The organism is Streptococcus sp. CF7_Ac1-12 (assembly GCF_024295905.1).
GTDB lineage: Bacteria > Bacillota > Bacilli > Lactobacillales > Streptococcaceae > Streptococcus > Streptococcus mitis_AP.
The window spans coordinates 101,903-128,412 of record NZ_JANCPG010000005.1; the positions used below are offsets into that span (position 1 = coordinate 101,903).

At 41.4% G+C, this 26,510-nt stretch carries 21 protein-coding genes; 17 read left to right on the forward strand and 4 right to left on the reverse strand.

Annotation, left to right across the window (positions count from 1 at the left end):
* Positions 1-57: 57 nt before the first annotated feature.
* Genes NMM17_RS04005 through NMM17_RS04020 form a run of 4 tightly spaced genes read right to left on the reverse strand, consistent with a single transcriptional unit; the run spans position 58 to position 2,980 of the window.
* The gene (locus NMM17_RS04005; protein ID WP_254753878.1) at positions 58-717 is read right to left on the reverse strand and encodes an amino acid ABC transporter permease; all 660 of its coding nucleotides are present in this window, start codon (positions 715-717) and stop codon (positions 58-60) included.
* Positions 718-726: 9 nt separating this feature from the next.
* Positions 727-1,404, reverse strand: coding sequence for an amino acid ABC transporter permease (locus NMM17_RS04010; RefSeq protein WP_000131137.1), 678 nt, complete (start codon positions 1,402-1,404; stop codon positions 727-729).
* A 12-nt stretch (positions 1,405-1,416) separates the two neighbouring features.
* Positions 1,417-2,211, reverse strand: coding sequence for a transporter substrate-binding domain-containing protein (locus NMM17_RS04015; protein WP_254753879.1), 795 nt, complete (start codon positions 2,209-2,211; stop codon positions 1,417-1,419).
* Between the two features lie 10 nt (positions 2,212-2,221).
* Complete coding sequence (locus NMM17_RS04020; protein ID WP_001229568.1) at positions 2,222-2,980, reverse strand: amino acid ABC transporter ATP-binding protein; 759 nt, start codon at positions 2,978-2,980, stop codon at positions 2,222-2,224.
* A gap of 176 nt (positions 2,981-3,156) precedes the next feature.
* On the opposite strand from NMM17_RS04020, the gene recJ reads away from it, so the two are divergent.
* The 17 genes from recJ to NMM17_RS04105 form a co-directional block, all read left to right on the forward strand.
* Positions 3,157-5,379 carry a single-stranded-DNA-specific exonuclease RecJ gene (recJ, locus tag NMM17_RS04025; protein WP_254753893.1) on the forward strand — a complete coding sequence of 741 codons (2,223 nt, stop codon included), beginning with the start codon at positions 3,157-3,159 and terminating at the stop codon, positions 5,377-5,379.
* A 170-nt stretch (positions 5,380-5,549) separates the two neighbouring features.
* Entirely contained in the window at positions 5,550-7,211 is a 1,662-nt protein-coding gene (locus NMM17_RS04030) for a ribonuclease J (RefSeq protein ID WP_254753880.1), read from the forward strand.
* Positions 7,212-7,278: 67 nt separating this feature from the next.
* Positions 7,279-8,058, forward strand: coding sequence for an alpha/beta hydrolase family protein (locus NMM17_RS04035; protein WP_254753881.1), 780 nt, complete (start codon positions 7,279-7,281; stop codon positions 8,056-8,058).
* A gap of 62 nt (positions 8,059-8,120) precedes the next feature.
* The gene (locus tag NMM17_RS04040; protein WP_254753882.1) at positions 8,121-8,822 is read left to right on the forward strand and encodes a M57 family metalloprotease; all 702 of its coding nucleotides are present in this window, start codon (positions 8,121-8,123) and stop codon (positions 8,820-8,822) included.
* Positions 8,823-8,860: 38 nt separating this feature from the next.
* Positions 8,861-10,708 (forward strand): excinuclease ABC subunit UvrC, encoded by a 1,848-nt coding sequence (gene uvrC, locus NMM17_RS04045; RefSeq protein WP_254753883.1) that lies wholly within the window; start codon positions 8,861-8,863, stop codon positions 10,706-10,708.
* Complete coding sequence (locus NMM17_RS04050; protein WP_254753884.1) at positions 10,698-11,552, forward strand: metallophosphoesterase; 855 nt, start codon at positions 10,698-10,700, stop codon at positions 11,550-11,552. Before uvrC ends, NMM17_RS04050 begins: the two co-directional genes overlap by 11 nt.
* A 173-nt stretch (positions 11,553-11,725) precedes the next feature.
* Complete coding sequence (locus NMM17_RS04055; RefSeq protein ID WP_000670185.1) at positions 11,726-12,331, forward strand: nitroreductase family protein; 606 nt, start codon at positions 11,726-11,728, stop codon at positions 12,329-12,331.
* Positions 12,332-12,343: 12 nt separating this feature from the next.
* A complete protein-coding gene (gene pepV, locus NMM17_RS04060; protein ID WP_254753885.1) occupies positions 12,344-13,744 on the forward strand; it encodes a dipeptidase PepV in 1,401 nt (466 codons plus the stop codon).
* A 53-nt stretch (positions 13,745-13,797) separates the two neighbouring features.
* The gene (locus tag NMM17_RS04065; RefSeq protein ID WP_254753886.1) at positions 13,798-14,376 is read left to right on the forward strand and encodes a uracil-DNA glycosylase family protein; all 579 of its coding nucleotides are present in this window, start codon (positions 13,798-13,800) and stop codon (positions 14,374-14,376) included.
* Positions 14,377-14,489: 113 nt separating this feature from the next.
* Entirely contained in the window at positions 14,490-14,777 is a 288-nt protein-coding gene (locus NMM17_RS04070; RefSeq protein ID WP_254753887.1) for a rhodanese-like domain-containing protein, read from the forward strand.
* Positions 14,778-14,946: 169 nt separating this feature from the next.
* A complete protein-coding gene (brnQ, locus tag NMM17_RS04075; RefSeq protein ID WP_254753888.1) occupies positions 14,947-16,272 on the forward strand; it encodes a branched-chain amino acid transport system II carrier protein in 1,326 nt (441 codons plus the stop codon).
* Between the two features lie 203 nt (positions 16,273-16,475).
* Complete coding sequence (locus tag NMM17_RS04080; RefSeq protein WP_254753889.1) at positions 16,476-17,513, forward strand: M42 family metallopeptidase; 1,038 nt, start codon at positions 16,476-16,478, stop codon at positions 17,511-17,513.
* A 1-nt stretch (position 17,514) separates the two neighbouring features.
* Positions 17,515-17,985: an HIT family protein gene (locus NMM17_RS04085; protein WP_084927747.1), complete on the forward strand. Its 471-nt coding sequence runs from the start codon at positions 17,515-17,517 to the stop codon at positions 17,983-17,985.
* 2 nt (positions 17,986-17,987) lie between these two features.
* Positions 17,988-18,704, forward strand: a complete 717-nt coding sequence (gene ldcB, locus NMM17_RS04090) for an LD-carboxypeptidase LdcB/DacB (RefSeq protein ID WP_084927745.1) — start codon at positions 17,988-17,990, stop codon at positions 18,702-18,704.
* Positions 18,705-18,826: 122 nt separating this feature from the next.
* The gene (gene rplK, locus NMM17_RS04095) at positions 18,827-19,252 is read left to right on the forward strand and encodes a 50S ribosomal protein L11 (RefSeq protein ID WP_001085807.1); all 426 of its coding nucleotides are present in this window, start codon (positions 18,827-18,829) and stop codon (positions 19,250-19,252) included.
* Positions 19,253-19,459: 207 nt separating this feature from the next.
* The gene (gene rplA / locus NMM17_RS04100) at positions 19,460-20,149 is read left to right on the forward strand and encodes a 50S ribosomal protein L1 (protein WP_001085675.1); all 690 of its coding nucleotides are present in this window, start codon (positions 19,460-19,462) and stop codon (positions 20,147-20,149) included.
* Positions 20,150-20,636: 487 nt separating this feature from the next.
* A partial coding sequence (locus tag NMM17_RS04105; protein ID WP_254753890.1) for a GEVED domain-containing protein occupies positions 20,637-26,510 on the forward strand: 5,874 nt, incomplete at its 3' end.

Consider the following 26,510-nt stretch of genomic DNA (forward strand, 5'->3'; position numbering starts at 1 on the left):
TGTACTTGAGTACGGCAAGGTGAAGCTGACGTGGTTTGAAGAGATTTTCGAAGAGTATTATTCTGCAGCTTGTTGCCAACGTTTGGCTAGCATATGAGACAGGCTAGAAATTGCTAGGTTAAAGCTGAAGTAGATGAGGGCAATCAGGATATAAAGACTGAAGACTTGCTCTGGCTCGAAATAACGTCCCATGAGAATTTGGCTGGCTCCAAAGAGCTCTTGTAGGGCGATAACAGAGTAGAGAAGACTGGTATCCTTAATCACGGTTACAAACTGAGAAATGATGGCTGGTAGCATTTTACGAATGGCTTGTGGGAGAATGATGTAGTAGAGGATTTGGGCTGAAGTGAGGCCTTGTGACATTCCTGCTTCGTACTGTCCCTTGTCTACGGCGTTGAGACCGCCTCGGATAATCTCAGCCAATGCTGCTGAGGTAAAGAGGGTAAAGGCAGTGATTCCTGCTGGAGTAGATTTCATCTTGAAAACCAAAAAGATGGTGAAAATCCAGAGGAGGTTGGGAACGTTACGCACAAACTCGATGTAAATGCTGGAGATGATTCGCAAGGCAGGGTTTTTGCCATTTCTCATGACGGCTAGCACCGTTCCGATAAGGGTAGAGAGGACGATAGCAATCAGAGAAATGTAGAGGGTCAAGCCAAATCCTTTAAAGATAAAGACTAGGTTATCTGGGGTCAAAACTTCTAAAATGGATTCCATAGTAACCTCCTAAAGTGAATAGGCTTTTTTGTTGGCTTGTTCCATCTTGCGACCAAACTGGGCAACAGGGAAGCATAGAGAAAAGTAGAGAAGGGCAGCGCCTAGAAAGGCTGGAATGTAGTTTCCGTTGAGAGCTGACCAAGACTTGGTCACAAACATCAAGTCTACACCAGAAATGATAGCGACTGTAGAAGTGTTCTTGATGAGGTTGACAATTTGATTGGTCAAAGGAGGGAGGATGATACGGAAGGCCTGAGGCAAGATAATCAAGCGCATGGCACTGATATAGGTAAAACCTTGTGACAAGGCGGCCTCCATCTGACCGCTAGGAATAGACTGAATTCCTGAACGAATTACCTCAGCGATATAGGCACCGTGATAGAGTCCTACACAGAGTACAGCTGTCCAATAAATCGGAATCATGATGATATGGTCACTAATAAGAGGCAGACCATAAAAAACGATGACAAACTGCACCAAGAGGGGAGTATTTTGATAAAATTCTACAAAGATACGAGCTAAAATGCGCAAAATTGGACGTTTACTGGTCGACATAGCTCCGAAGAAGATTCCCAAGACCATGGCGAGGATAAAGGATCCAATCGCTAGGGCAAGGGTGAAGAGGAAACCATTGAAAAATTGTCCAAAATCCTGAAAATAGGCTGTCCAAGATGATAAATCTGTCATGGGGTATCCTCCTTAATCTGCATTATGGCTAGATGGTTTGAGCTTGTAACGGTCATAAAGTTTTTGCAAACTACCATCCTTGCTCCATTTAGTGACCAAGTTATCAAGATAGTCGTTGAGCTCTGTATTTGATTTCTTAGTAACGATACCGTAGTCAGATGGCTTGAAACTATCATCTAGTAGTTCTGTCCGCTTACTGATGTAGCCAGATAGAATAGAGCGATCAACGGAAAAGGCATCAATACGATGAGCGTGTAGAGAAGTAATCAATTCTGGGTAGGAGCCAAGCTCGACGAATTTAAATTTCAGGCCTTTCTTTTTACCCAGTTCAGTAATCAGGCGTTGGGTGATGGAACCTTGGGCAACTCCGATGGTTTTGCCATTTAGGTCCTCAATCTTTTTGATTTTGGCAGATTTATTGACCAAAAATCCAGAAGCGTCTGTGTAGTAGGGACTGGTAAAGTTGTAGAGTTTTTTGCGTTCGTCTGTAATGGTGAAGGTTGCGATATCCATATCGACCTGTTCATTGTCTAGAAGGGGTCCGCGAGTTTGTGCTGTAACCGGCACATAACGAACCTTGACCTTGAGCTCATCAGCTACCATTTTGGCCAAGTCGGTTTCGATACCAGAATAGGTTCCTGTCTTGGGATCCTTGTAGCCAAAATTGGGAACGTCTTGTTTGACACCGACAACTAGCTCGCCTCTTTTTTGAATGTCTGCGACACTGGTATCGGCTTGGACTGGTTTGGTAGCAGCAAGTCCGAAAAGGCTAATCAATAATGCGGATAAAAAGAATTTCTTTTTCATAGGCGCCTCCTTATTTGACTTTGTCACTTTCGTGGTTGATGATTTTACTGAGGAATTGTTGGGCACGAGGTTCGCTTGGATTGTCGAAAAAGTCATCGACATCGGTCGTATCCACCAAAACCTCTCCATCAGCCATAAAGATGATGCGGTCAGCAACTTCACGGGCAAAGCCCATTTCATGGGTAACGATAATCATATTCATACCATCGTGGGCCAATTTTTGCATAACCGCCAGAACATCGCCGATGGTTTCAGGGTCAAGAGCAGATGTTGGCTCATCAAAGAGGAGGAGTTCAGGATGCATAGCGAGTCCACGTGCGATGGCAATCCGTTGTTTTTGTCCACCAGATAGCATGGCTGGATAAGAATCTTTCTTGTCCCACATATTAACAAATTCCAGATATTTTTGGGCTGTTTTTTCAGCTTCTTTTTTATCAATTCCTAGAACTTTTATGGGTGCAAGTGTTACGTTTTCTAACACTGTTTTGTGCGGATAGAGGTTAAAATGTTGAAAAACCATGCCGACTTCCTTGCGAAGAGGAACTAAATCTTTCTGGCTGGCACCAGCAACTTGGTGGCCGTTGACTAGAAGACTTCCCTTGTCTACAGCCTCCAAACCATTGATGGTACGGATAAGAGTGGACTTCCCAGAACCAGAAGGGCCTAGGAGTACAACGACTTGTCCTTTTTCAAAACGGAGATTGATGTCGCGGAGTGCATGGTAGTCTCCGTAATATTTTTCGACGTGTTCAAATTCTACTAAAGCCATAAGGAATCTCCTTTGTGTTAGATTTTATAACATGATTCTACACCAAAAGATTTGTCTTGTCAAATCATATCAGAAAAAAGTTAGTAAAATTTTTGTAGAAAGCAATCTGGATAGTGAAAAAGTCTAAATCATGTTATAATGAAACGATAGAATTCTTAGAAAGAGTGGATGTCTTTTTGATAACACCTACTTATGAATGGCAGTTTGCCCCGCAGGTAGAAGATGCGGATTTTACAAAGATAGCCAAGAAGGCTGGACTGGGTCCTGAGGTGGCTCGGTTATTATTTGAAAGAGGGATTCAGGACCAAGAAAGTCTGAAAAAGTTTTTAGAACCTTCCTTGGAGGACTTGCATGACCCTTATCTGCTCCATGATATGGACAAGGCAGTGGAACGGATTCGTCAGGCCATTGAAGAAGGGGAAAATATTCTCATCTATGGAGACTACGATGCGGATGGCATGACTTCGGCTTCTATTGTGAAGGAAAGTTTGGAACAGCTTGGTGCTGAGTGCCGTGTTTACTTGCCAAATCGTTTCACTGATGGCTATGGACCTAATGCCAGTGTCTATAAATACTTTATCGAGCAAGAAGGGATTTCCTTGATTGTGACGGTGGATAATGGGGTTGCTGGTCACGAGGCTATTGAACTGGCTCAGTCTATGGGGGTAGATGTCATTGTGACTGACCACCATTCTATGCCTGAAACCTTACCAGATGCCTATGCCATCGTTCACCCTGAACATCCAGATGCGGACTATCCTTTCAAATATTTGGCTGGTTGTGGAGTGGCCTTCAAGTTAGCTTGTGCCCTGTTAGAAGAAGTGCAAGTGGAATTGCTTGATTTGGTTGCTATCGGAACTATTGCGGATATGGTTAGTTTGACGGATGAGAACCGTATCTTGGTTCAATATGGTCTAGAAATGCTGGGGCATACTCAGCGTATTGGTCTACAAGAAATGCTGGACATGGCTGGGATTGCCGCCAACGAAGTAACAGAAGAAACGGTAGGTTTCCAGATTGCCCCTCGTTTGAATGCCTTGGGACGTTTGGATGATCCTAATCCTGCCATTGATTTGTTGACTGGATTTGATGATGAGGAAGCACACGAGATTGCCCTTATGATTCATCAGAAAAACGAAGAGCGCAAGGAAATCGTGCAATCTATCTATGAAGAAGCCAAGACCATGGTGGATCCTGAGAAGAAGGTCCAAGTCTTGGCTAAGGAAGGTTGGAATCCTGGGGTTCTAGGAATCGTGGCTGGTCGTTTGTTGGAAGAATTGGGGCAGACAGTCATTGTACTTAATATAGAAGACGGTCGTGCCAAGGGTAGTGCTCGTAGTGTGGAAGCAGTGGATATTTTTGAGGCTCTGGATCCTCATCGCGACCTCTTTATCGCTTTCGGTGGCCATGCTGGCGCAGCTGGCATGACGCTGGAAGTTGAGAAACTTTCAGATTTATCTCAAGTATTAGAAGATTATGTCCGTGAAAAAGGTGCAGATGCTGGCGGTAAGAACAAGCTAAATCTAGATGAAGAATTGGATTTGGAGACACTTAGCTTGGAAACAGTCAAAAGTTTTGAACGTTTAGCTCCCTTTGGAATGGACAATCAGAAACCTGTCTTTTATATCAAAAATTTTCAAGTCGAAAGTGCCCGTACCATGGGGGCGGGCAATGCCCATCTCAAGCTGAAAATTTCCAAAGGTGAAGCGAGTTTTGAAGTGGTAGCCTTTGGTCAAGGAAAATGGGCGACAGAGTTTTCTCAAACCAAGAACCTAGAGTTGGCAGTCAAATTGTCTGTCAACCAATGGAATGGCCAAACTGCCCTCCAGTTGATGATGGTGGATGCGCGGGTGGAGGGTGTTCAACTTTTTAACATTCGTGGGAAAAATGCAGTCTTGCCAGAAGGGGTTCCAGTCTTGGATTTTGCTGGAGAATTACCAGATTTAGTAGCTAGTGACGCAGTTGTTGTAAAAACCATTCCTGAGGATATTACTCAGCTGAAGACTATTTTTCAGAAACAGAATTTTTCTGCTGTTTATTTTAAAAATGATATTGACAAGGCCTACTATCTAACGGGGTATGGGACTAGAGAACAGTTTGCCAAATTGTACAAGACTATCTACCAGTTCCCAGAGTTTGATATTCGCTACAAGCTGAAAGATTTGGCAGCTTATCTTAATATTCAGCAAATCTTGCTGGTCAAGATGATTCAAATATTTGAAGAATTAGGTTTTGTGACCATCAAAGACGGGGTCATGACAGTGAATAAAGAAGCGCCAAAGAGAGAAATCGGAGAAAGTCAGATTTACCAAAATCTCAAACAAACCGTCAAAGACCAAGAAATGATGGCGCTGGGTACCGTGCAAGAAATTTATGACTTTTTAATGGAAAAAGAGTAGATCATAGGAAAGAGTTGGGAAACCAGCTCTTTTTTGAAAACAAATCTTCATTTTGAAAATCATCAAAAAAATGGTATAATGGTAGGAAAAGATTCGGCTAAAAGTAGTGCTTTTAGAATAAGAGGGTAAGTAACCCTATAATCAAGATAAACTAAGCTTTCGGAGGAAAAATGAGTAATATCAGTTTAACAACACTTGGTGGTGTGCGTGAAAATGGGAAAAATATGTATATCGCTGAAATCGATGGGTCTATTTTCGTTTTGGATGCAGGTCTGAAATACCCTGAAAATGAACAACTAGGGGTGGACGTCGTTATTCCAAATATGGACTACCTTTTTGAAAATAGCAACCGTATCGCTGGTGTCTTCTTGACTCACGGGCATGCGGATGCTATTGGTGCTTTGCCTTATCTCTTGGCTGAAGCCAAGGTACCTGTATTTGGCTCTGAGTTGACCATTGAGTTGGCCAAACTCTTTGTCAAAGGAAATGACACAGTTAAGAAATTCAATGATTTTCATGTTATCGATGAGGATACGGAGATTGATTTTGGAGGGACAGTGGTTTCCTTCTTCCGTACGACCCACTCTATCCCAGAAAGTTTGGGTGTTGTCTTGAAGACAGCTGAAGGTAGTATCGTTTATACAGGTGACTTCAAATTTGACCAGACAGCTAGTGAATCTTATGCGACAGACTTCGCTCGTTTGGCAGAAATCGGTCGTGATGGAGTTCTAGCTCTTCTCAGCGATTCAGCCAATGCAGACAGTAATATCCAAGTGGCTAGTGAAAGTGAAGTTGGGGACGAGATCACTCAAACCATTTCTGATTGGGATGGCCGTATTATCGTCGCAGCGGTGGCCAGCAACCTCTCTCGTATCCAGCAGGTGTTTGATGCTGCGGATGCTACAGGCCGTCGTGTTGTCTTGACAGGATTTGATATTGAAAATATCGTCCGTACTGCTATTCGCCTCAAGAAATTATCCCTAGCTAACGAAAGTCTTTTGATTAAGCCAAAAGATATGTCTCGCTTTGAAGACCGTGAGTTGATTATCCTTGAGACAGGTCGTATGGGTGAGCCAATCAATGGTCTTCGTAAAATGTCGATTGGTCGCCACCGTTATGTGGAAATCAAGGACGGTGATTTGGTCTATATCGTAACCACTCCGTCTATTGCTAAAGAAGCAGTTATGGCGCGTGTGGAAAATATGATTTACCAAGCTGGTGGTGTTGTCAAATTGATCACCCAAAGCTTGCGTGTGTCAGGCCACGGAAATGCGCGTGATTTGCAGTTGATGATCAACCTCTTGCAACCCAAGTATCTCTTCCCAATTCAAGGGGAATACCGTGAGTTGGATGCCCATGCTAAGGCTGCTATGGCAGTTGGGATGTTGCCAGAACGCATTTTCATCCCTAAAAAGGGAACCAGCATGGCTTATGAGAATGGAGACTTTGTCCCAGCTGGAGCGGTTTCGGCAGGGGATGTCTTGATTGATGGAAATGCCATTGGTGATGTTGGTAATGTGGTCCTTCGTGACCGTAAGGTCTTGTCAGAGGATGGAATTTTTATCGTAGCAATCACCGTTAATCGTCGTGAGAAGAAAATTGTGGCCAAGGCTCGTGTTCATACGCGTGGATTTGTTTATCTCAAGAAGAGTCGCGATATTCTCCGTGAAAGTTCAGAATTGATTAACCAAACGGTAGAAGACTATCTCCAAGGAGATGACTTTGACTGGGCAGATCTCAAAGGGAAGGTTCGTGATAATCTGACCAAGTATCTCTTTGACCAAACCAAGCGACGTCCAGCTATTCTACCAGTAGTCATGGAAGCAAAATAATCGTTGAAATAAACAGAGAGAAAGTCGAGTTTCGGCTTTTTCTTATAGAAAAATAAAGGAAAAAAATATGGCAGTAATGAAAATCGAGTATTACTCACAAGTTTTGGATATGGAGTGGGGAGTGAATGTTCTTTACCCCGATGTCAATCGAGTGGAAGAACCAGAGTGTACAGATATCCCTGTCTTGTACCTCTTGCACGGGATGTCTGGCAATCATAATAGTTGGCTCAAGCGGACCAATGTAGAACGCTTACTTCGAGGGACTAATCTCATCGTCGTCATGCCCAATACCAGCAACGGTTGGTACACCGATACCCAGTATGGTTTTGACTATTACACAGCTCTAGCGGAGGAATTGCCACAGGTTTTGAAACGCTTCTTCCCTAATATGACCAGCAAGCGTGAAAATACCTTTATCGCTGGTCTCTCTATGGGAGGCTATGGCTGTTTCAAACTGGCTCTTGCTACAAATCGTTTTTCTCATGCAGCTAGCTTTTCAGGTGCCCTTAGTTTTCAAGATTTTTCTCCTGAGAGTCAAAATCTGGGAACACCGGCTTATTGGAGGGGTGTGTTTGGGGAGATTAAGGATTGGACAGCAAGCACCTATTCTCTAGAAAGTCTGGCTAAAAAATCGGACAAAAAGACCAAGCTTTGGGCTTGGTGTGGTGAACAGGATTTCTTGTATGCAGCCAATAATCTGGCAGTGAAAAACCTCAAAAAAATAGGATTTGATGTGACCTATAGCCATAGCGCTGGAACTCACGAGTGGTATTATTGGGAAAAACAATTGGAACGGTTTCTAGCAACTCTGCCAATTGATTTCAAATTAGAAGAGAGATTGTCATAATTTAGCTTTCTTTCAGCTTGTTTTAGTAAAATAGACTTTATTTGCTAGAAAGGTGGAGGGAAATGCGCTGGATTTTTCGTTTGATAGGGGCTTTCTTTTCTTTTGTGTGGCGTTTGTTTTGGCGCCTGTTTTGGATAGTTGTGCTCTTATGTGCTCTTGCTTTCGGTCTTCTCTGGTATCTGAACGGGGATTTTCAAGGAGCGCTAAAGCAAGCAGAACGGTCAGTAAAGATTGGTCAACAAAGTATTGACCAATGGGAAAAAACTGGGCAACTGCCTAAGTTGAACCAGACAGATAACCATCAACACTCTGAAGGAAGGTGGCCGCAGGCTTCTGCTCGTATTTACCTAGATCCCCAGATGGATTCACGCTTTCAAGAAGCTTATTTAGAAGCAATCCAGAATTGGAATCAAACTGGTGCTTTTAACTTTGAAATTGTCACCGAGTCCAGCAAGGCAGATATCCTGGCTACGGAGATGAATGACGGAGGTACTCCTGTGGCAGGAGAGGCAGAAAGTCAGACCAATCTCTTGACAGGGCAATTCTTATCCGTAACGGTGCGGTTGAATCATTATTATCTGTCCAATCCAGACTATGGTTATTCCTATGAGCGCATTGTCCATACGGCAGAACATGAGTTGGGTCATGCGATTGGCTTGGACCATACAGATGAGAAGTCTGTGATGCAACCTGCAGGTTCCTTTTATGGCATCCAGGAAGAGGATGTTGCAAACCTTCGAAAATTATATGAGACCAATGAGTAGGGGATTATCTTTCCCTACTTTTTTGCTATAATGGAACTATGAATAACTTGATTAAATCAAAACTAGAGCTCTTGCCGACCAGCCCTGGTTGCTACATTCACAAGGATAAAAACGGCACCATTATCTATGTTGGAAAGGCTAAAAATCTGCGTAACCGCGTGAGGTCTTATTTCCGTGGAAGTCATGATACTAAGACAGAGGCTCTGGTGTCTGAAATTGTAGATTTTGAATTTATCGTTACTGAGTCCAATATTGAGGCACTTCTCCTAGAAATCAACCTGATCAAGGAAAATAAGCCTAAATACAATATCATGCTCAAGGATGACAAGTCTTATCCTTTCATCAAAATCACCAATGAACGCTATCCTCGTTTGATTATTACCCGACAGGTCAAGAAGGACGGAGGTCTCTACTTTGGTCCCTATCCAGATGTGGGCGCAGCCAATGAAATCAAGCGGTTGCTGGATCGGATTTTTCCTTTTCGTAAGTGTACCAATCCGCCCTCTAAGGTCTGTTTTTACTACCATATCGGTCAATGTATGGCCCACACCATCTGTAAAAAAGATGAGGCCTATTTCAAGTCCATGGCTCAGGAGGTTTCTGATTTTCTAAAAGGGCAGGATGACAAAATTATTGATGATCTCAAGGGAAAGATGGCAACGGCAGTCCAGACTATGGAATTTGAACGTGCGGCAGAATACCGTGACCTGATTCAGGCCATTGGAACGCTTCGAACCAAGCAACGGGTCATGGCTAAGGATCTCCAAAATCGGGATGTCTTTGGCTACTATGTGGACAAGGGCTGGATGTGTGTGCAGGTTTTCTTTGTCCGTCAGGGTAAGCTCATTGAGCGGGATGTCAATCTTTTCCCTTATTATAATGATCCGGATGAGGACTTTCTAACTTATGTTGGACAATTCTACCAAGAAAAATCTCATCTAGTTCCCAATGAGGTGCTGATTCCGCAGGATATTGACGAAGAAGCGGTCAAGGTCTTGGTGGATACTAAGATTCTCAAACCCCAGCGTGGAGAGAAAAAACAGCTGGTCAATCTAGCCATAAAAAATGCTCGTGTTAGTCTGGAGCAGAAGTTCAATCTGCTAGAAAAATCTGTCGAAAAGACCCAAGGAGCTATTGAAAATCTGGGACGTTTACTCCAGATCCCAACCCCAGTTCGCATTGAGTCCTTCGATAACTCCAATATCATGGGAACCAGTCCTGTTTCAGCCATGGTGGTCTTTGTCAACGGCAAACCAAGTAAAAAAGATTATCGTAAGTATAAAATCAAGACTGTCGTTGGGCCAGACGACTATGCCAGTATGAGAGAAGTCATTCGCAGACGCTATGGTCGAGTACAGCGTGACGGTTTGACTCCGCCAGATTTGATTGTGATTGATGGGGGACAAGGTCAAGTCAATATCGCCAAGCAAGTCATCCAAGAGGAGCTGGGCTTGGATATTCCCATTGCAGGTTTGCAAAAGAATGACAAGCACCAAACCCATGAATTGCTCTTCGGTGATCCACTTGAGGTGGTAGAGTTGTCTCGCAATTCTCAGGAATTTTTCCTCCTCCAACGCATTCAAGATGAGGTGCACCGTTTTGCCATCACTTTCCATCGCCAACTGCGCTCCAAAAATTCCTTTTCATCACAACTGGATGGAATTGAAGGTCTGGGGCCTAAACGTAAGCAAAATCTCATGAAACATTTCAAGTCTCTGACCAAAATCAAGGAAGCCAGTGTGGATGAGATTGTCGAAGTTGGAGTACCAAGAGCAGTAGCAGAGGCTGTGCAGAGGAAGTTGAACCCGCAGGAAACAGAAATCTTGCTTCAAGTAGCGGAAGAAAGAGTAGATTACCAAACGGAAGGAAACCACAATGAACCATAAAATCGCAATTTTATCAGATATTCATGGCAATGCAACTGCACTAGAAGCAGTGATTGCAGATGCTAAAAATCAAGGAGTCAGTGAATACTGGCTTCTGGGAGATATTTTTCTTCCTGGTCCAGGCGAAAATGACTTAGTCGCTCTGCTAAAGGATCTTCCCATCACAGCCAGTGTTCGAGGCAATTGGGATGATCGTATCCTTGAGGCCTTGGATGGCGAATATGGTTTGGAACATCCGAAAGAAATCCAGTCAATGCGCATGACCCAGTTTTTGATGGAGCGAATGGATCCTGCAACGATTGTCTGGCTACGAAGCTTGCCTTTGCTGGAAAAGAAAGAAGTTGAGGGACTGCGTTTTTCTCTCACACATAATTTACCTGACAAAAACTATGGTGGAGATCTACTGGTTGGGAATGATACAGAAAAATTTGACCAACTGCTAGATGCGGAAACCGACGTGGCAGTCTATGGTCATGTTCACAAGCAATTGCTTCGTTATGGCAGTCAAGGGCAACAAATCATCAATCCAGGGTCGATTGGCATGCCCTATTTTAATTGGGAGGCGTTAAAAAATCACCGTGCCCAGTATGCCGTGATAGAAGTTGAAGATGGGGAATTGGTAAATATCCTATTTCGTAAAGTCGCTTATGATTATGAAGCGGAGTTAGAATTGGCCAAGTCCAAGGGGCTTCCCTTTATCGAAATGTATGAAGAGCTACGTCGTGAAGACAACTATCAGGGGCACAATCTGGAACTATTAGCAAGCTTAATAGAAAAGCATGGGTATGTAGAGGATGTGAAGGATTTCTTGGGGGCTATAAAGTCAGAATATAAGATAGACTAGTTTCTTTAAGTAACTGAAAATTAATTGGAACTGGATGAGGGGCTTCCTTATTTAAATGATTTTCTTCATTCGGTTGCTTATCCTTGTTCCAATTTCTTTCTATGAAAAATCTCTGCAAGCTCTTTCAAATTATGGTAGAATGGAAGCAGTAGAATTAGAAAAGGAAATCGATTATGAAATTTCTTGAATTAAACAAAAAACGTCATGCGACTAAGCAGTTCACTGATAAGCCTGTTGATCCAAAAGATGTGCGTACGGCTATCGAAATTGCAACCTTGGCACCAAGTGCCCACAACAGCCAGCCTTGGAAATTTGTGGTGGTTCGTGAGAAAAATGCTGAATTGGCAAAGTTGGCTTACGGTTCAAACTTTGAACAGGTATCATCAGCGCCTGTAACTATTGCCTTGTTTACAGACACAGATTTGGCTAAACGTGCTCGTAAGATTGCCCGAGTTGGTGGTGCTAATAACTTTTCTGAAGAACAACTTCAATATTTTATGAAGAATTTGCCTGCGGAATTTGCACGCTATAACGAACAGCAAGTCAGCGACTACCTAGCCCTCAATGCAGGTTTGGTTGCTATGAACTTGGTTCTGGCTCTTACAGACCAAGGAATCGGATCGAATCTTATTCTTGGCTTTGACAAATCAAAAGTCAATGAAGTTTTGGACATTGAAGACCGTTTCCGCCCAGAACTCTTAATTACAGTGGGTTACACAGACGAGAAATTGGAACCAAGCTACCGCTTGCCAGTAGATGAAATCATCGAGAAAAGATAGAAGGAAGATAATATGACAGCAATTGATTTTACAGCAGAAGTAGAAAAACGCAAAGAAGACCTCTTGGCTGACTTGTTTAGCCTTTTGGAAATTAACTCAGAACGTGATGACAGCAAGTCGGATGCTCAGCATCCATTTGGTCCTGGGCCAGTAAAAGCCTTGGAGAAATTCCTTGAAATCGCAGACCGTGATGGCTACCCAACTAAGAATGTTGATAACTACGCAGGGCATTTCGAGTTTGGTGATGGAGAAGAAGTCCTCGGAATCTTTGCCCACATGGACGTAGTGCCTGCTGGTAGCGGTTGGGACACAGACCCTTACACACCAACTATCAAAGATGGTCGTCTTTATGCGCGTGGTGCTTCTGATGACAAGGGACCTACAACAGCTTGTTACTATGGCTTGAAAATCATCAAAGAATTGGGTCTTCCAACTTCTAAGAAAGTTCGCTTTATTGTCGGAACAGATGAAGAATCAGGCTGGGCAGACATGGACTACTACTTCGAGCACGTAGGACTTGCCAAGCCAGACTTTGGTTTCTCTCCAGACGCTGAGTTCCCTATCATCAACGGTGAAAAAGGAAATATTACTGAATACCTCCACTTTGCAGGAGAAAATACAGGTGCTGCCCGTCTTCACAGCTTTACAGGTGGTTTACGTGAAAACATGGTGCCTGAATCAGCAACAGCAGTTATTTCAGGTGACTTGACTGACTTGCAAGCTAAACTAGATGCTTTTGTTGCAGAACACAAACTTAGAGGAGAACTCCAAGAAGAAGCTGGCCAATACAAGGTGACGATTATTGGTAAATCAGCCCACGGTGCTATGCCTGCTTCAGGTGTCAATGGTGCGACTTACCTAGCTCTTTTCCTTAGTCAGTTTGACTTTGCAGGACCTGCAAAAGACTACCTTGACATCGCTGGTAAGATTCTCTTGAACGATCATGAGGGTGAAAATCTCAAGATTGCCCATGTGGATGAAAAGATGGGTGCTCTTTCTATGAATGCAGGCGTCTTCCGCTTTGATGAAACAAGTGCTGACAATACCATTGCCCTTAATATCCGCTATCCAAAAGGAACAAGTCCAGAACAAATCAAGTCAATCCTTGAAAACTTGCCAGTTGCTTCTGTTAGCCTTTCTGAACACGGTCACACGCCTCACTATGTGCCAATGGAAGATCCACTTGTCCAAACCTTGTTGAATGTTTATGAAAAACAAACTGGCCTTAAAGGTCACGAGCAAGTCATCGGTGGTGGAACCTTTGGTCGCTTGCTAGAACGCGGAGTTGCCTACGGTGCTATGTTCCCAGACTCAATTGACACCATGCACCAAGCCAATGAATTTATCGCCTTGGACGATCTTTTCCGAGCAGCAGCAATTTATGCCGAAGCTATTTACGAATTGATCAAATAAAACGATAGAAGTCTGAGATCTTATGCTTAGACTTCTTTTTGGAGGGAAAGTAGATGTCTCAAATTGAAAGAATCAAACAGGCTATCATGGCGGATCCGCAGAATGCCAGCTATACAGAACGCGGCATCGAGCCTCTCTTTGCAGCGCCAAAGACTGCTCGCATCAATATCATCGGTCAGGCACCGGGACTTAAAACCCAAGAAGCAGGCCTTTACTGGAAGGACAAAAGTGGTGACCGTTTGCGGGACTGGTTAGGTGTGGATGAAGATACCTTTTACAATTCAGGTTATTTTGCGGTTTTGCCTATGGATTTCTACTTTCCGGGCCATGGCAAGTCAGGTGATTTACCACCGCGAGCGGGTTTTGCAGAAAAATGGCATCCTCAGCTCTTGAAAGAATTGCCCGATATTCAGCTAACCCTCTTGATTGGCCAGTATGCCCAAGCCTACTATCTACAGGAAAAAATCAGTGGCAAGGTGACAGAACGGGTAAAACATTACCAGAACTATCTGCCAACCTATTTTCCGCTAGTTCACCCCTCACCGCGAAATCAAATTTGGATGGCCAAAAATCCCTGGTTTGAGTCAGAAGTGGTGCCCAATTTGAAAAAAAGAATTAAAGCAATTTTATAGTCAATGAAAATCAAAGAGCAAACTAGGAAGCCAGCCGCAGGCTGTACTTGAGTACGGTAAGGCGACGCTGACGTGGTTTGAAGAGATTTTCGAAGAGTATTAGGAGAAAAAGAATGAAAGAAATTACCTTTGACGCATTTTACCAGCTTTACCAAAATGACCAACTTTCTCTAGTGGACGTGAGAGAAGTGGATGAATTTGAAACTCTTCATTTAGAAGGTGCCCAAAACCTACCGCTGAGTCAATTAGCTGATAGCTATGATCAGTTGGACAAGGACCAGTTGCATTATGTCATTTGTAAATCTGGGATGAGATCAGCGCGTGCTTGCCAATTCCTAGCTGAACTAGGTTATGAGGTTATCAATGTCCAAGGTGGCATGATGGCTTTTGAAGAACTTTAAAAATTTGCATTTCTCCTACTTAGTGTGATCTCGGTAGGGGATTTTATTTTTAGACAATTCTCATTTTTAAGAATCTTGAAAACATTCAATATTTACTTCGTGAAGCTTTTTTCATACTCCTAATCATGGTATACTAAGTCAGTATTTTATAAATATGAAGGAGATTTTCATGGCTAAAAAAGGTGCCTTAACAGGTTTACTCCTGTTTGGAATATTTTTTGGTGCGGGGAACTTGATTTTTCCGCCTTCTCTAGGTGCTCTATCTGGAGAACATTTTCTTCCTGCCATCGCAGGTTTTGTCTTTTCAGGTGTCGGTATCGCCGTCTTGACTCTGATTATTGGAACGCTAAATCCTAAAGGATATATCTATGAGATTTCAACAAAGATAGCGCCTTGGTTTGCGACTCTTTACCTCTCAGTTCTTTACTTGTCAATCGGTCCATTCTTTGCAATCCCACGTACAGCTACAACAGCTTACGAAGTAGGGATTAGCCCCCTTTTGTCGGATGCAAGTAAAGGTCTTGGTTTGATTGTCTTTACAGTTCTGTATTTTGCGGCAGCATATTTAATCTCGCTTAATCCATCAAAAATCTTAGACCGTATCGGCCGTATCTTAACGCCAGTCTTTGCGATTTTGATTGTTATCTTGGTTGTTCTGGGAGCTTTCAAATACGGTGGAACAAGTCCTCAAGCTGCTTCAGCTGCTTATCAAGCTTCTGCCTTTGGGACAGGTTTCCTAGAAGGTTACAATACCTTGGACGCCCTTGCCTCAGTTGCCTTTAGCGTAATCGCAGTTCAAACCTTGAAACAACTTGGTTTCTCAAGTAAGAAAGAATACATTTCAACTATTTGGGTGGTTGGTATCGTTGTTGCCCTTGCCTTCAGCGCTCTTTATATCGGTTTAGGTTTCCTTGGAAATCATTTCTCGGTACCAGCTGAGGCGATGAAGGGTGGAACACCAGGTGTTTACATCTTGTCACAAGCCACTCAAGAAATCTTTGGCTCAACAGCTCAACTCTTCCTTGCAGCTATGGTTACCGTAACCTGCTTCACAACAACAGTTGGTTTGATTGTGTCTACAGCTGAGTTCTTTAATGAGCGCTTCCCACAAATCAGCTACAAGGTTTATGCGACAGCCTTTACTTTGATTGGATTTGCTATTGCTAATCTGGGTCTTGATGCGATTATCAAGTACTCCATTCCAGTACTGGTTATCTTGTACCCAATCACCATTGCCATCGTTATGATTGTTATTGTGAACAAATTTGTTGCCCTTTCAAAACCAGGTATGCAGTTGACAATTGCGGTGGTTACAGCTATTGCCATTGCAAGCGTACTAGGAAGCTCGTTTAAGGTTGAGTTTCTTGCAAATCTTGTCAACGCTCTTCCTTTTGCTAAGGCATCTCTCCCATGGTTGGTGCCTGCTATCGTTGGAATCTTGCTCTCACTGGTTCTACCAAACAAGCAAGAGAGTGATGTTTTTGAAATGGAATAATCACTAATACTCTTCGAAAATCAAATTCAAACCGCGTCAACGTCGCCTTGTCGTACTCAAGTACAGCCTGCGGCTAGTTTCCTAGTTTGCTCTTTGATTTTCATTGAGTATAAAATCACTTTTGTAGTCAAGTCTACAGGAGTGATTTTCTTTTTTTATCCGATGATAAATGTGTTATAATAGGTAGCAAAAGAGGTGAAGAAATGAATCAAACAGTAGAATATATCAAAGAACTGACAGCCATTGCGTCGCCAACGGGCTTCACTCGTGAGATTTCGGACTATTTAGTCAAGACTCTAGAAGGTTTTGGTTATCAGCCAGTTCGCACAGCCAAGGGCGGTGTCAATGTAACTATTAAAGGTCAAAATGACGAGCAACATCGCTATGTGACTGCCCATGTAGATACGCTTGGTGCTATTGTCCGTGCTGTTAAACCAGACGGCCGTCTCAAGTTGGATCGTATCGGTGGTTTTCCTTGGAACATGATTGAAGGAGAAAACTGTACCATTCATGTGGCTAGTACAGGTCAAAAGCTATCAGGAACCATCCTTATCCACCAAACTTCTTGCCATGTCTATAAGGATGCAGGAACTGCAGAACGCACGCAGGACAATATGGAAGTGCGTTTGGACGCAAAAGTAACCAGTGAAAAAGAAACTCGTGCTCTTGGTATTGAGGTCGGTGATTTTATCAGCTTTGACCCACGAACTGTCGTGACAGAGACAGGCTTTATCAAGTCTCGTCATTTGGACGATAAGGTCAGTGCAGCGATTTTGCTTAACCTGCTTCGTATTTATAAGGAAGAGAAGATTGAATTGCCCGTAACAACCCATTTTGCTTTTTCAGTCTTTGAAGAAGTGGGACACGGTGCCAACTCTAACATTCCTGCTCAGGTAGTAGAGTATCTTGCTGTGGATATGGGAGCTATGGGAGATGACCAGCAAACAGACGAATATACAGTGTCTATTTGTGTCAAGGATGCTTCTGGGCCTTATCACTATGACTTTCGTCAACACTTAGTTGCCTTGGCGAAAGAACAAGATATTCCATTTAAGCTGGACATCTATCCATTTTATGGTTCGGACGCTTCAGCGGCTATGTCTGCAGGTGCAGAGGTCAAACACGCCCTTCTCGGTGCTGGTATCGAGTCTAGCCATTCTTATGAGCGCACTCATATTGACTCGGTAGTCGCAACAGAGCGTATGGTTGATACCTATCTTAAGAGCGCATTGGTAGGCTAATATGTGCCTTATTTGCCAGAGAATTGAGCTAATTAAAGTTGGGGAAAATCCCTACTTTGTCAAAGAGTTGGAAACAGGCTATCTTGTCATTGGAGATCACCAGTATTTCACAGGCTATAGTCTCTTTCTAGCTAAGGAGCACGTCACGGAATTGCACCATTTAAAAAAGGAGACAAGACTCCGTTTTCTAGAGGAAATGAGTCTAGTCCAAGAGGCAGTTGCCAAGGCCTTTGCTGCTGAGAAAATGAATATCGAACTTCTAGGCAATGGCGATGCCCACCTTCATTGGCATCTTTTCCCTAGACGAAGAGGTGATATGAATGGTCACGGTCTCAAAGGACGTGGTCCAGTTTGGTGGGTTCCTTTTGAAGAAATGACAGCAGAAACCTGCCAAGCAAGTCCGGATGAGATTAAACAATTAGTTAAACGTTTATCGATAGAAGTAGATAAACTATTAGAAATAAAGGAGTAGAAATGAAAAAAAGATACCTTGTCTTGACAGCCTTGCTAGCCTTGAGTCTAGCAGCTTGTTCACAAGAAAAAGCAAAAAATGAAGATGGAACAGCTAAAACAGAACAAACAGCCAAAGCTGATGGAACAGTTGGAAGTAAGTCTCAAGGGGCTACTCAGAAAAAAGCAGAAGTGGTCAACAAAGGTGATTACTACAGTATCCAAGGGAAATACGATGAAATCATCGTAGCAAATAAACATTATCCTTTGTCGAAAGACTATAATCCAGGGGAAAATCCAACAGCTAAGGCTGAGTTAGTCAAACTCATTAAAGCTATGCAAGAGGCAGGTTTCCCAATTAGTGATCATTATAGTGGTTTTAGAAGTTATGAAACTCAGACCAAGCTCTATCAAGATTATGTCAACCAAGATGGGAAGGCAGCAGCTGACCGCTACTCTGCCCGACCTGGCTATAGTGAACACCAAACTGGTTTGGCCTTTGATGTGATTGGGACTGATGGTGATTTAGTAACAGAAGAAAAAGCAGCCCAATGGCTCCTGGATCATGCAGCTGATTATGGATTTGTTGTCCGTTATCTCAAAGGTAAGGAAAAGGAAACAGGCTACATGGCTGAAGAATGGCATCTTCGTTATGTCGGAAAAGAAGCTAAAGAAATTGCTGCAAGTGGTCTCAGTTTGGAAGAATACTATGGATTTGAAGGCGGAGATTACGTCGATTAAAAAAGAAACTTTTCTCTTGCAATTTCAAATAAATAGTGTATAATAGATGAGTATGTGTAAAGCATACTTGTGGGAGGTAAAAATCTTTAATTACCGCCAAAACCACAAAGGAGGATTTAAAAATGGCTAAAAAAGTCGAAAAACTTGTAAAATTGCAAATCCCTGCTGGTAAAGCTACACCAGCTCCACCGGTTGGACCTGCTCTTGGTCAAGCTGGTATCAACATCATGGGATTCACAAAAGAGTTCAACGCTCGTACAGCTGACCAAGCTGGTATGATCATTCCAGTTGTTATCTCAGTTTACGAAGATAAATCATTTACTTTCATCACTAAAACACCACCAGCTGCTGTTCTTTTGAAAAAAGCTGCAGGTGTTGAAAAAGGATCAGGTACACCTAACAAAACTAAAGTTGCTACAGTTACTCGTGCACAAGTACAAGAAATTGCAGAAACTAAGATGCCAGATTTGAACGCAGCAAACGTAGAGTCTGCAATGCGTATGATCGAAGGTACTGCTCGTTCTATGGGATTCACTGTTGTTGACTAATCAATAACACAGTAGAAAATCTCACAGCAGTCTATTAGTTGCTTTTCATACTAGGCAAGTGACTGAAGCTTGTACTTGGGTACAGCAAGGGAGCTTAAGGCTGTAGGAAAAGAAAAATAATAGACTGAAAACCCGCAAGACTTCATCATTTCGAGGAGTGACGTGGGAGATGAAAATCGATTGAACCACTTACAAGGAGAATAGAAAATGGCTAAAAAAAGCAAACAACTTCGTGCTGCTCTTGAGAAAATCGACAGCACAAAAGCATACAGCGTAGAAGAAGCTGTAGCACTTGCAAAAGAAACTAACTTTGCAAAATTTGACGCAACTGTAGAAGTTGCTTACAACTTGAACATCGACGTTAAAAAAGCTGACCAACAAATCCGTGGAGCAATGGTATTGCCAAACGGTACTGGTAAAACTTCACGCGTTCTTGTTTTCGCACGTGGTGCAAAAGCTGAAGAAGCAAAAGCTGCTGGTGCAGACTTTGTTGGTGAAGATGACCTTGTTGCTAAAATCAACGATGGTTGGTTGGACTTCGACGTAGTTATCGCTACACCTGACATGATGGCTCTTGTTGGACGTCTTGGACGTGTCCTTGGACCACGTAACTTGATGCCAAACCCTAAAACTGGTACTGTAACAATGGATGTTGCTAAAGCAGTTGAAGAGTCTAAAGGTGGTAAAATTACTTACCGTGCTGACCGTGCAGGTAACGTTCAAGCAATCATCGGTAAAGTATCATTTGAAGCTGAAAAATTGGTTGAAAACTTTAAAGCTTTCAACGAAACAATCCAAAAAGCAAAACCAGCTACAGCTAAAGGAACTTACGTAACAAACTTGACTATCACAACTACTCAAGGTGTTGGTATCAAAGTTGACGTAAACTCACTTTAATCAGTAGTTTATAAACAAAGACGAGTACGAAAGTGCTCGTTTTTTTATTTGAGAAAATTTATTTTGTTGGATCCAGAAATTGAGTTTTTCTCAGCCTCATTTTGGTGTTTTTGAACGTGATTTGATGATTGATAAAAATAAAGAAATAGGAATTGTTTTCTGTTGATTTGTAAAAAAAATTATATGGATTACAACCGTATCAATTATTTCAATATTCCTAAGTTGGTATAATATTTCTGAAATACTATAAAAAACAACCAGAGAACTACATATTTACACAAGGTTTCTGTTTTTATGATTGTCGAACGAAAATTTTTATCTTGCAATAGATTGTTCTAAATGATATAATAAAACCAAATGTTGATTTATCTTTAATACCTAATTTAAGATATCAACCTCTTAATATTGCATAAAAATTTAAGGGGGGGGTATTTTTCCTAGTGTTTGAAATCAACATTATTAAAAAAATAAGGAGGTTGTGTATCTCATGCAGAGAAACCAACAAGATTTTAGAACGGAAAAATACCTTCGTTATGGTATCCGTAAGTATAGTTTTGGAGCTGCATCAGTTGCGATTGCAGCTGGTTTGATGTTCCTTGGGAATGGAGCAGTTTCGGCTACTGAAGTACAAGGGGCTGAAGTTTCGTCTGTAACAACTGCTAATCTAGGGAATCAGGCGGATTCTAAAGATAAATCAGTCAAAGCAGAAGCTGATAAAGTAGAAGAAGCTAAAAAAGTTAAAAAAGAGATTCTTGAAGCTAGCATTTCAACTTTAGAATCAAAACTTTCAACGGCTAAGTATGCAGAGGTTTTTGTACTGAGCTCAGCTAAGGAAGCCTTGACTACAGCTAAAGCAACTCTTGCTAATGCAGAGGCTAGTCAAGCAGAAGTTGATCAACAGGCAGCTACAGTATCTGCTTTAAGTTTGGTTGTAACAGAGTCAAATACTGCTGGTTTCGATAAGAAGCAGGCAGCTGATCAGGAAGCAGCTAAGGCAGAAGCAGAAAAAACTGCAACTCCAGTTGAAAAAGCACTTTCAACGGCTACAACAACTCTGACACAAGTGTCATCAGAAGCTGAAGTAACAAATAAATTGGCTGAGACTCAACTTGCTAAGGCTGATGTCAAAGAAGAAAACAAGGCAGCAGTTACAGCGGCAGTAGCTAAAAACCAAGCAGTTCTTGCTGAAACGAAAACACTGTTAGCTGATAAGAGTATTACAAAAGAGCAAGTAGATGCTCAATTGGAGCGCCTTAACGAATCTATCCTTGCAGTCTACAATGAATTGAAAAATGCAGGAATCGGCCGAGATGGTAAGTTTTCAGTTAACTTAGAAGAAGTACAAACTACTGCCTTGACAGATGGTACAACTGAATTAGGTAAAAAATGGTTAGAAGACCATGGCTATGCAACATTAGCAGATGTACCAATTAAGAAAAACTCAAAAGAAATTGCAACCTTAAATGATCAAATCCATTGGCTTGATTTTTCTGATACATCAGCTTGGACTAATTTGAAAAATGGAATTCAATTACAAATTGGTTCACAATATCAAAAACAAATAATGCCTGGATATGTTGTGACATTAACTGTTAAAGAATTAAAACCTTTCGAAACTACAGAAGCGTATAAACAACGTGTAGCAGGAACTGAACATGCAGCGAGTTATGATGCAGATAAAGAGAATAAATTTAACCGTGCAACAGGATTTGGAGCGGTACCACAAGATCCAAGATATACAAATGTACGTGAAAGAGGAAATGGGATTAATACAGGAAACCATAAAACTGCAATTGCACCAATAACGGATACAGGAAGTCAAGTAGGAGGAGTTACAGCTGGGGTTATCTTTTCTGTTTCAGCAACTTATAATAATAAGCCGGTACAACCGGGGATTGTAATGGCTTCAGGTGAGGATATCAGTGCTGGAGAATTAGAAGCGGAAATTTATACTACTAACGGTACACCTTGGGATTTAGCAGGTGTTATCGGTCGAGATGGTAAGACTCAATATAAACCTACACCAAACTTCCAAAAAGTAAATGCTACAATTACTTATAATACACCTGAGTTTAATAAAGCACTTGCAGCAAAAATGTTTGCGACTAGAGATTCTGCTACAGCAGGTTTAGGTTCACAAATTTTTGGTTCTTACTCAAATGGTGGAAACTATGCTTCACCAATTGTATCATCAGCAAATGTTACTGAAGCTGGTATTTATATCATTTCAGCTGGTCAACAAAGTACAATGGTTGGGATTAAAATCTCTGATTTCGGAGATCTTCCAGAATCTTATGGAACAGCAGAACACTTTATTAGAACTGAAACAACAGATTGGAATACAAATGAAGTTAGACAAATTCAACAACCATTCTTAGGAACTGAAAAAGCAGACATTGATTCAGCTCCAGGAATTCGTGTTCGTGGAGAAGGATCAGATGATCGAAGTGATTCTGCCGATGAAGGTGTTAAACAATTAATTGATGCTGCAGATGTACATAATAATAAAGATACTGGTGAACCAGAAGTAAAATTAGTAAAAGCTCCAGATGACACTTATGAAGTGAATATTAGAGCTTCTGTAAATGGTAATACAAGTTATAATGGTACATTAGATCCAGCTTATGTTCGTGGATTTATCGATTTCAATAATAACGGTAAGTTTGATGCGGATGAAGCATCTGAAATTGTAAAAGTTACAGAAAATAATCAAAAAGTAACATTAAAATTCAGAAATACGCAAATTATTGATACAACAAAAGAAAATGTGAATTTCCGTGTTCGTATTGCTAAAGAAGAGTCTCAAATTGAAAAACCAGTAGGAATTGCATACTCAGGGGAAGTGGAAGATAACCAAATCCAAGTAGCAATTCCACCTCGTGGGGATAAGGAAGAAACTACGGGAGTTCAAGGTGAAACGCAATCGATTGACTTCGAATTTGTGAATAGAGCTGAAGGTGATGATGCGTCAAATGTTGGATCTGGAAACGGAAAAACAACCTTCAACTCATATGGTAAATTATACTATTCAGAACAAAGAAATAATATCAGTTTAGAAACAACCAAAGCTAAACAAGCTGATGGAGTTATGATTGTTAAGCCAGATGGTTCTCTTTCAAAAACTTACACAAAAGAAGGTCAAGGTACCTATAATGTTACAGATACAGGTATAACCTTTACACCAGTAGCTACCTTCGTTGGTAAAGCAGATGGTGTTGCTCTACGCGCAGTAGATGCGAATGGTCAAACAACTGGATGGACAGCTTTAACAGAAAGAAATGGTCTTGTAAACAATAATACAGGAATTCATTCAACAACAGAGTTAACAATGGATGCTGTTTATATTCCAAATGTAACACCAAAAACAATTACTGCAGATCCAAAAACTTCTATTGATATTCAAGGTAAAGAACAAACTGGAACTCCAGTATTTAAAGCTTTTGCGGGAACAACAAAAGAAGAGGCTATCACGCCAACAGCAACTCATCCTGCAAAATTAATTAATCCTACAGATAACTCACTTGTTAAATCAGTAACAGTGGAGAATGAAGGAACATACACAATCAATCCAACAACTGGTGTGGTAACATTCAGGCCACTTCCAACATTCAAAGGTAAAACAAAAGGAATTGGTGTATCGTTAACTGTACCGGTAGGAGCTGATAAAGCTGGAACTGAAGTAACAGCGACAGCAACAACAACTTATACTCCAGAAGTTGTTCCAGTAGTACCAACTGCAGAACCAGCAACATCTACTGATATTCAAGGAGCTGAACAATCAGCAGTTGTAGCATTTGCTCCAGGAAAAGCAACAATTGGAGATACAGAAAAAACAGTAGAACTTAAACCAAATTCAGCTAAATTGTTAAATGCTGATGGAAGTGTACCGACAGAAGCGACAGTACCAGCTTATAAAGAGGACGGAGTTACTCAAGTAGGAACATACTCAGTTGATCCAGCTACTAATAAAGTAACCTTTACACCAACTGATAAGGCTTATGTAGGTAAAGTATTACCAGCAAATGTACAAGCAGAAGATGTAAATGGAACAACTGTTAAAACAACTTACACACCTACAATCGTAGGAGTTAAACCAACAGCTACACCAGCTGAATCTACAAACATTCAAGGTGAAGAACAATCAGGTGTTGTAGCATTTGCACCAGGAAAAGCAACAATTTCAGGTACAGAAAAAATAGTAGCGCTTAAAGCGAATTCAGCTAAATTAGTAAATGCAGATGGAAGTGTACCAACAGAAGCAACAGTTCCAGCATATGCAGCTGATGGAGTTACTAAAGTAGGTACTTACTCAATCGACCCATCAAATAATACTGTAACATTTACACCAACTGATAAAACTTATAAAGGTACCGTATTACCAGCGAATGTTCAAGCAGAAGATGAAAATGGTACAACTGTGAAAACAACCTATACTCCACATATCGTAGGAGTAGTTCCAACAGCAGAACCAGCTACTTCAACAGATATCCAAGGGGTAGAACAATCAAAAGAAGTTACATTTACTCCAGGTAAAACAGAAATCAATGGAACAGAAAAAACAGTAGCAATCGATACAACTTCATTTAAATTATTAGATGAAAATGAAAATGCAGTAGATTCAGTTCCAGCGAAGAACCCAGCAGGTGATGTGATTGGTACGTATACACTTAAAGTCGTAGATGGAAAAGTGAATGCAGTATTTACACCAACAGATAAAACGTATGCGGGTGAAGTTGAGCCAGTAACGATCCAAGCAAAAGATACAAATGGAACAGTTGTAAAAACAACTTATACTCCATCTATTACACCAGTAGAACCATCAGGAACACCAACAACTTCTGAAGGAATTCAAGGTGCTAAACAAGAAGGAACTCCATCATTCACACCAGGTGATGAAAGAATTCCTATGAAGATTGATGCGGATCAGCCAGCTAAATTAGTAAATCCTGAAACTGGAAAACCAATAGATGATACAACAATTCCAGCAAAAGATAATGATGGAAATACAGTTGGTACCTACACAATTGAACCAACAACAGGTAAAGTAACATTTACACCAAATAAAGACTTTACAGGTACACCAGTAGCAGCAACTGTTCAAGCAAAAGATGCGAATGGAACACCAACAACTGCTACTTATGAACCAACAGTTAAACCAGTAACACCAACAGGTTCAGATACTGTAACAGAAGATGTTCAAGGTTCAATTCAAAAAGGTAAACCAACATTTGAAGGTGGCACAGTAACAGTTAACGGTGAAGAAAAAACTGTTGCAATCGATGAAGATAAACCAGCTAAATTGGTAGATCCAAAAACAGGTGATCCAGTTGAATCAGTAACTATCGATGGTGAAGGAACATATACAGTAACTCCAGACGGCATAGTAACATTTACACCAGAAAAGAACTTTACAGGTAAAGGAACAGGTGTTACAGTTCAACGTGAAGATAAGAATGCTACACCAGTGACAGCTAAATACACACCAGTTGTAAAACCAGCAACACCAACAAGTTCAGATGTCATCACAACTAATGTTCAAGGTGCAATTCAAGAAGGGACACCAACATTTACAGGTGGAAAAGTAACGATTAATGGTCAAGAAAAAACTGTTGCAATCGATGAAGCTGTAAAACCAAAATTCGATGATGGAACAACTGAAAAAGTAGTACCAAACGAAGGAACATACACAATCGATGAAAATGGAAAAGTAACATTCACTCCAGAAAAAACATTCACAGGACAAGCTGCAGGAGTAACAGTTAAGCGTGTTGACAAAAACGGAACACCAGTAACAGCTAAATACACACCAGTAGTAATCCCAGTGTCACCAACTTCTAAAGATGCTGAATCAGAAGGTCCAAAAGGACAATCTCAAGAAGGGACACCAACATTTACAGGTGGAAAAGTAACACTTAACGGGAAAGAAGTACCAGTAGCAATCGATGAAAATGTAAAACCAAAATTCGATGATGGAACAACTGAAAAAGTAGTACCAAACGAAGGAACATATACAATCGATGAAAATGGAAAAGTAACATTCACTCCAGAGCCAAACTTCGTAGGAAAAGCTACAGGAGTAACAGTTAAACGTGTTGATAAGAACGGAACACCAGTAACAGCTAAATATACTCCAACAGTTCGCCCAGATACTAGATTTGTAGTTATCGAAAAAGATGGCAAAGAAACAGATTTACTTCCATCTAAAGATGGAGCTAAACCTTCAGAACCAATTCCAGGATATAATGTTGTTAGAACTGAAATTGATGAAAAAGGAAATACAAAACACATCTACGAAAAAGTTAAGACATCATTCAAGGATAAAGAAGGAAACGAAATTCCTAAATATCCAAGTGAGCCAGGA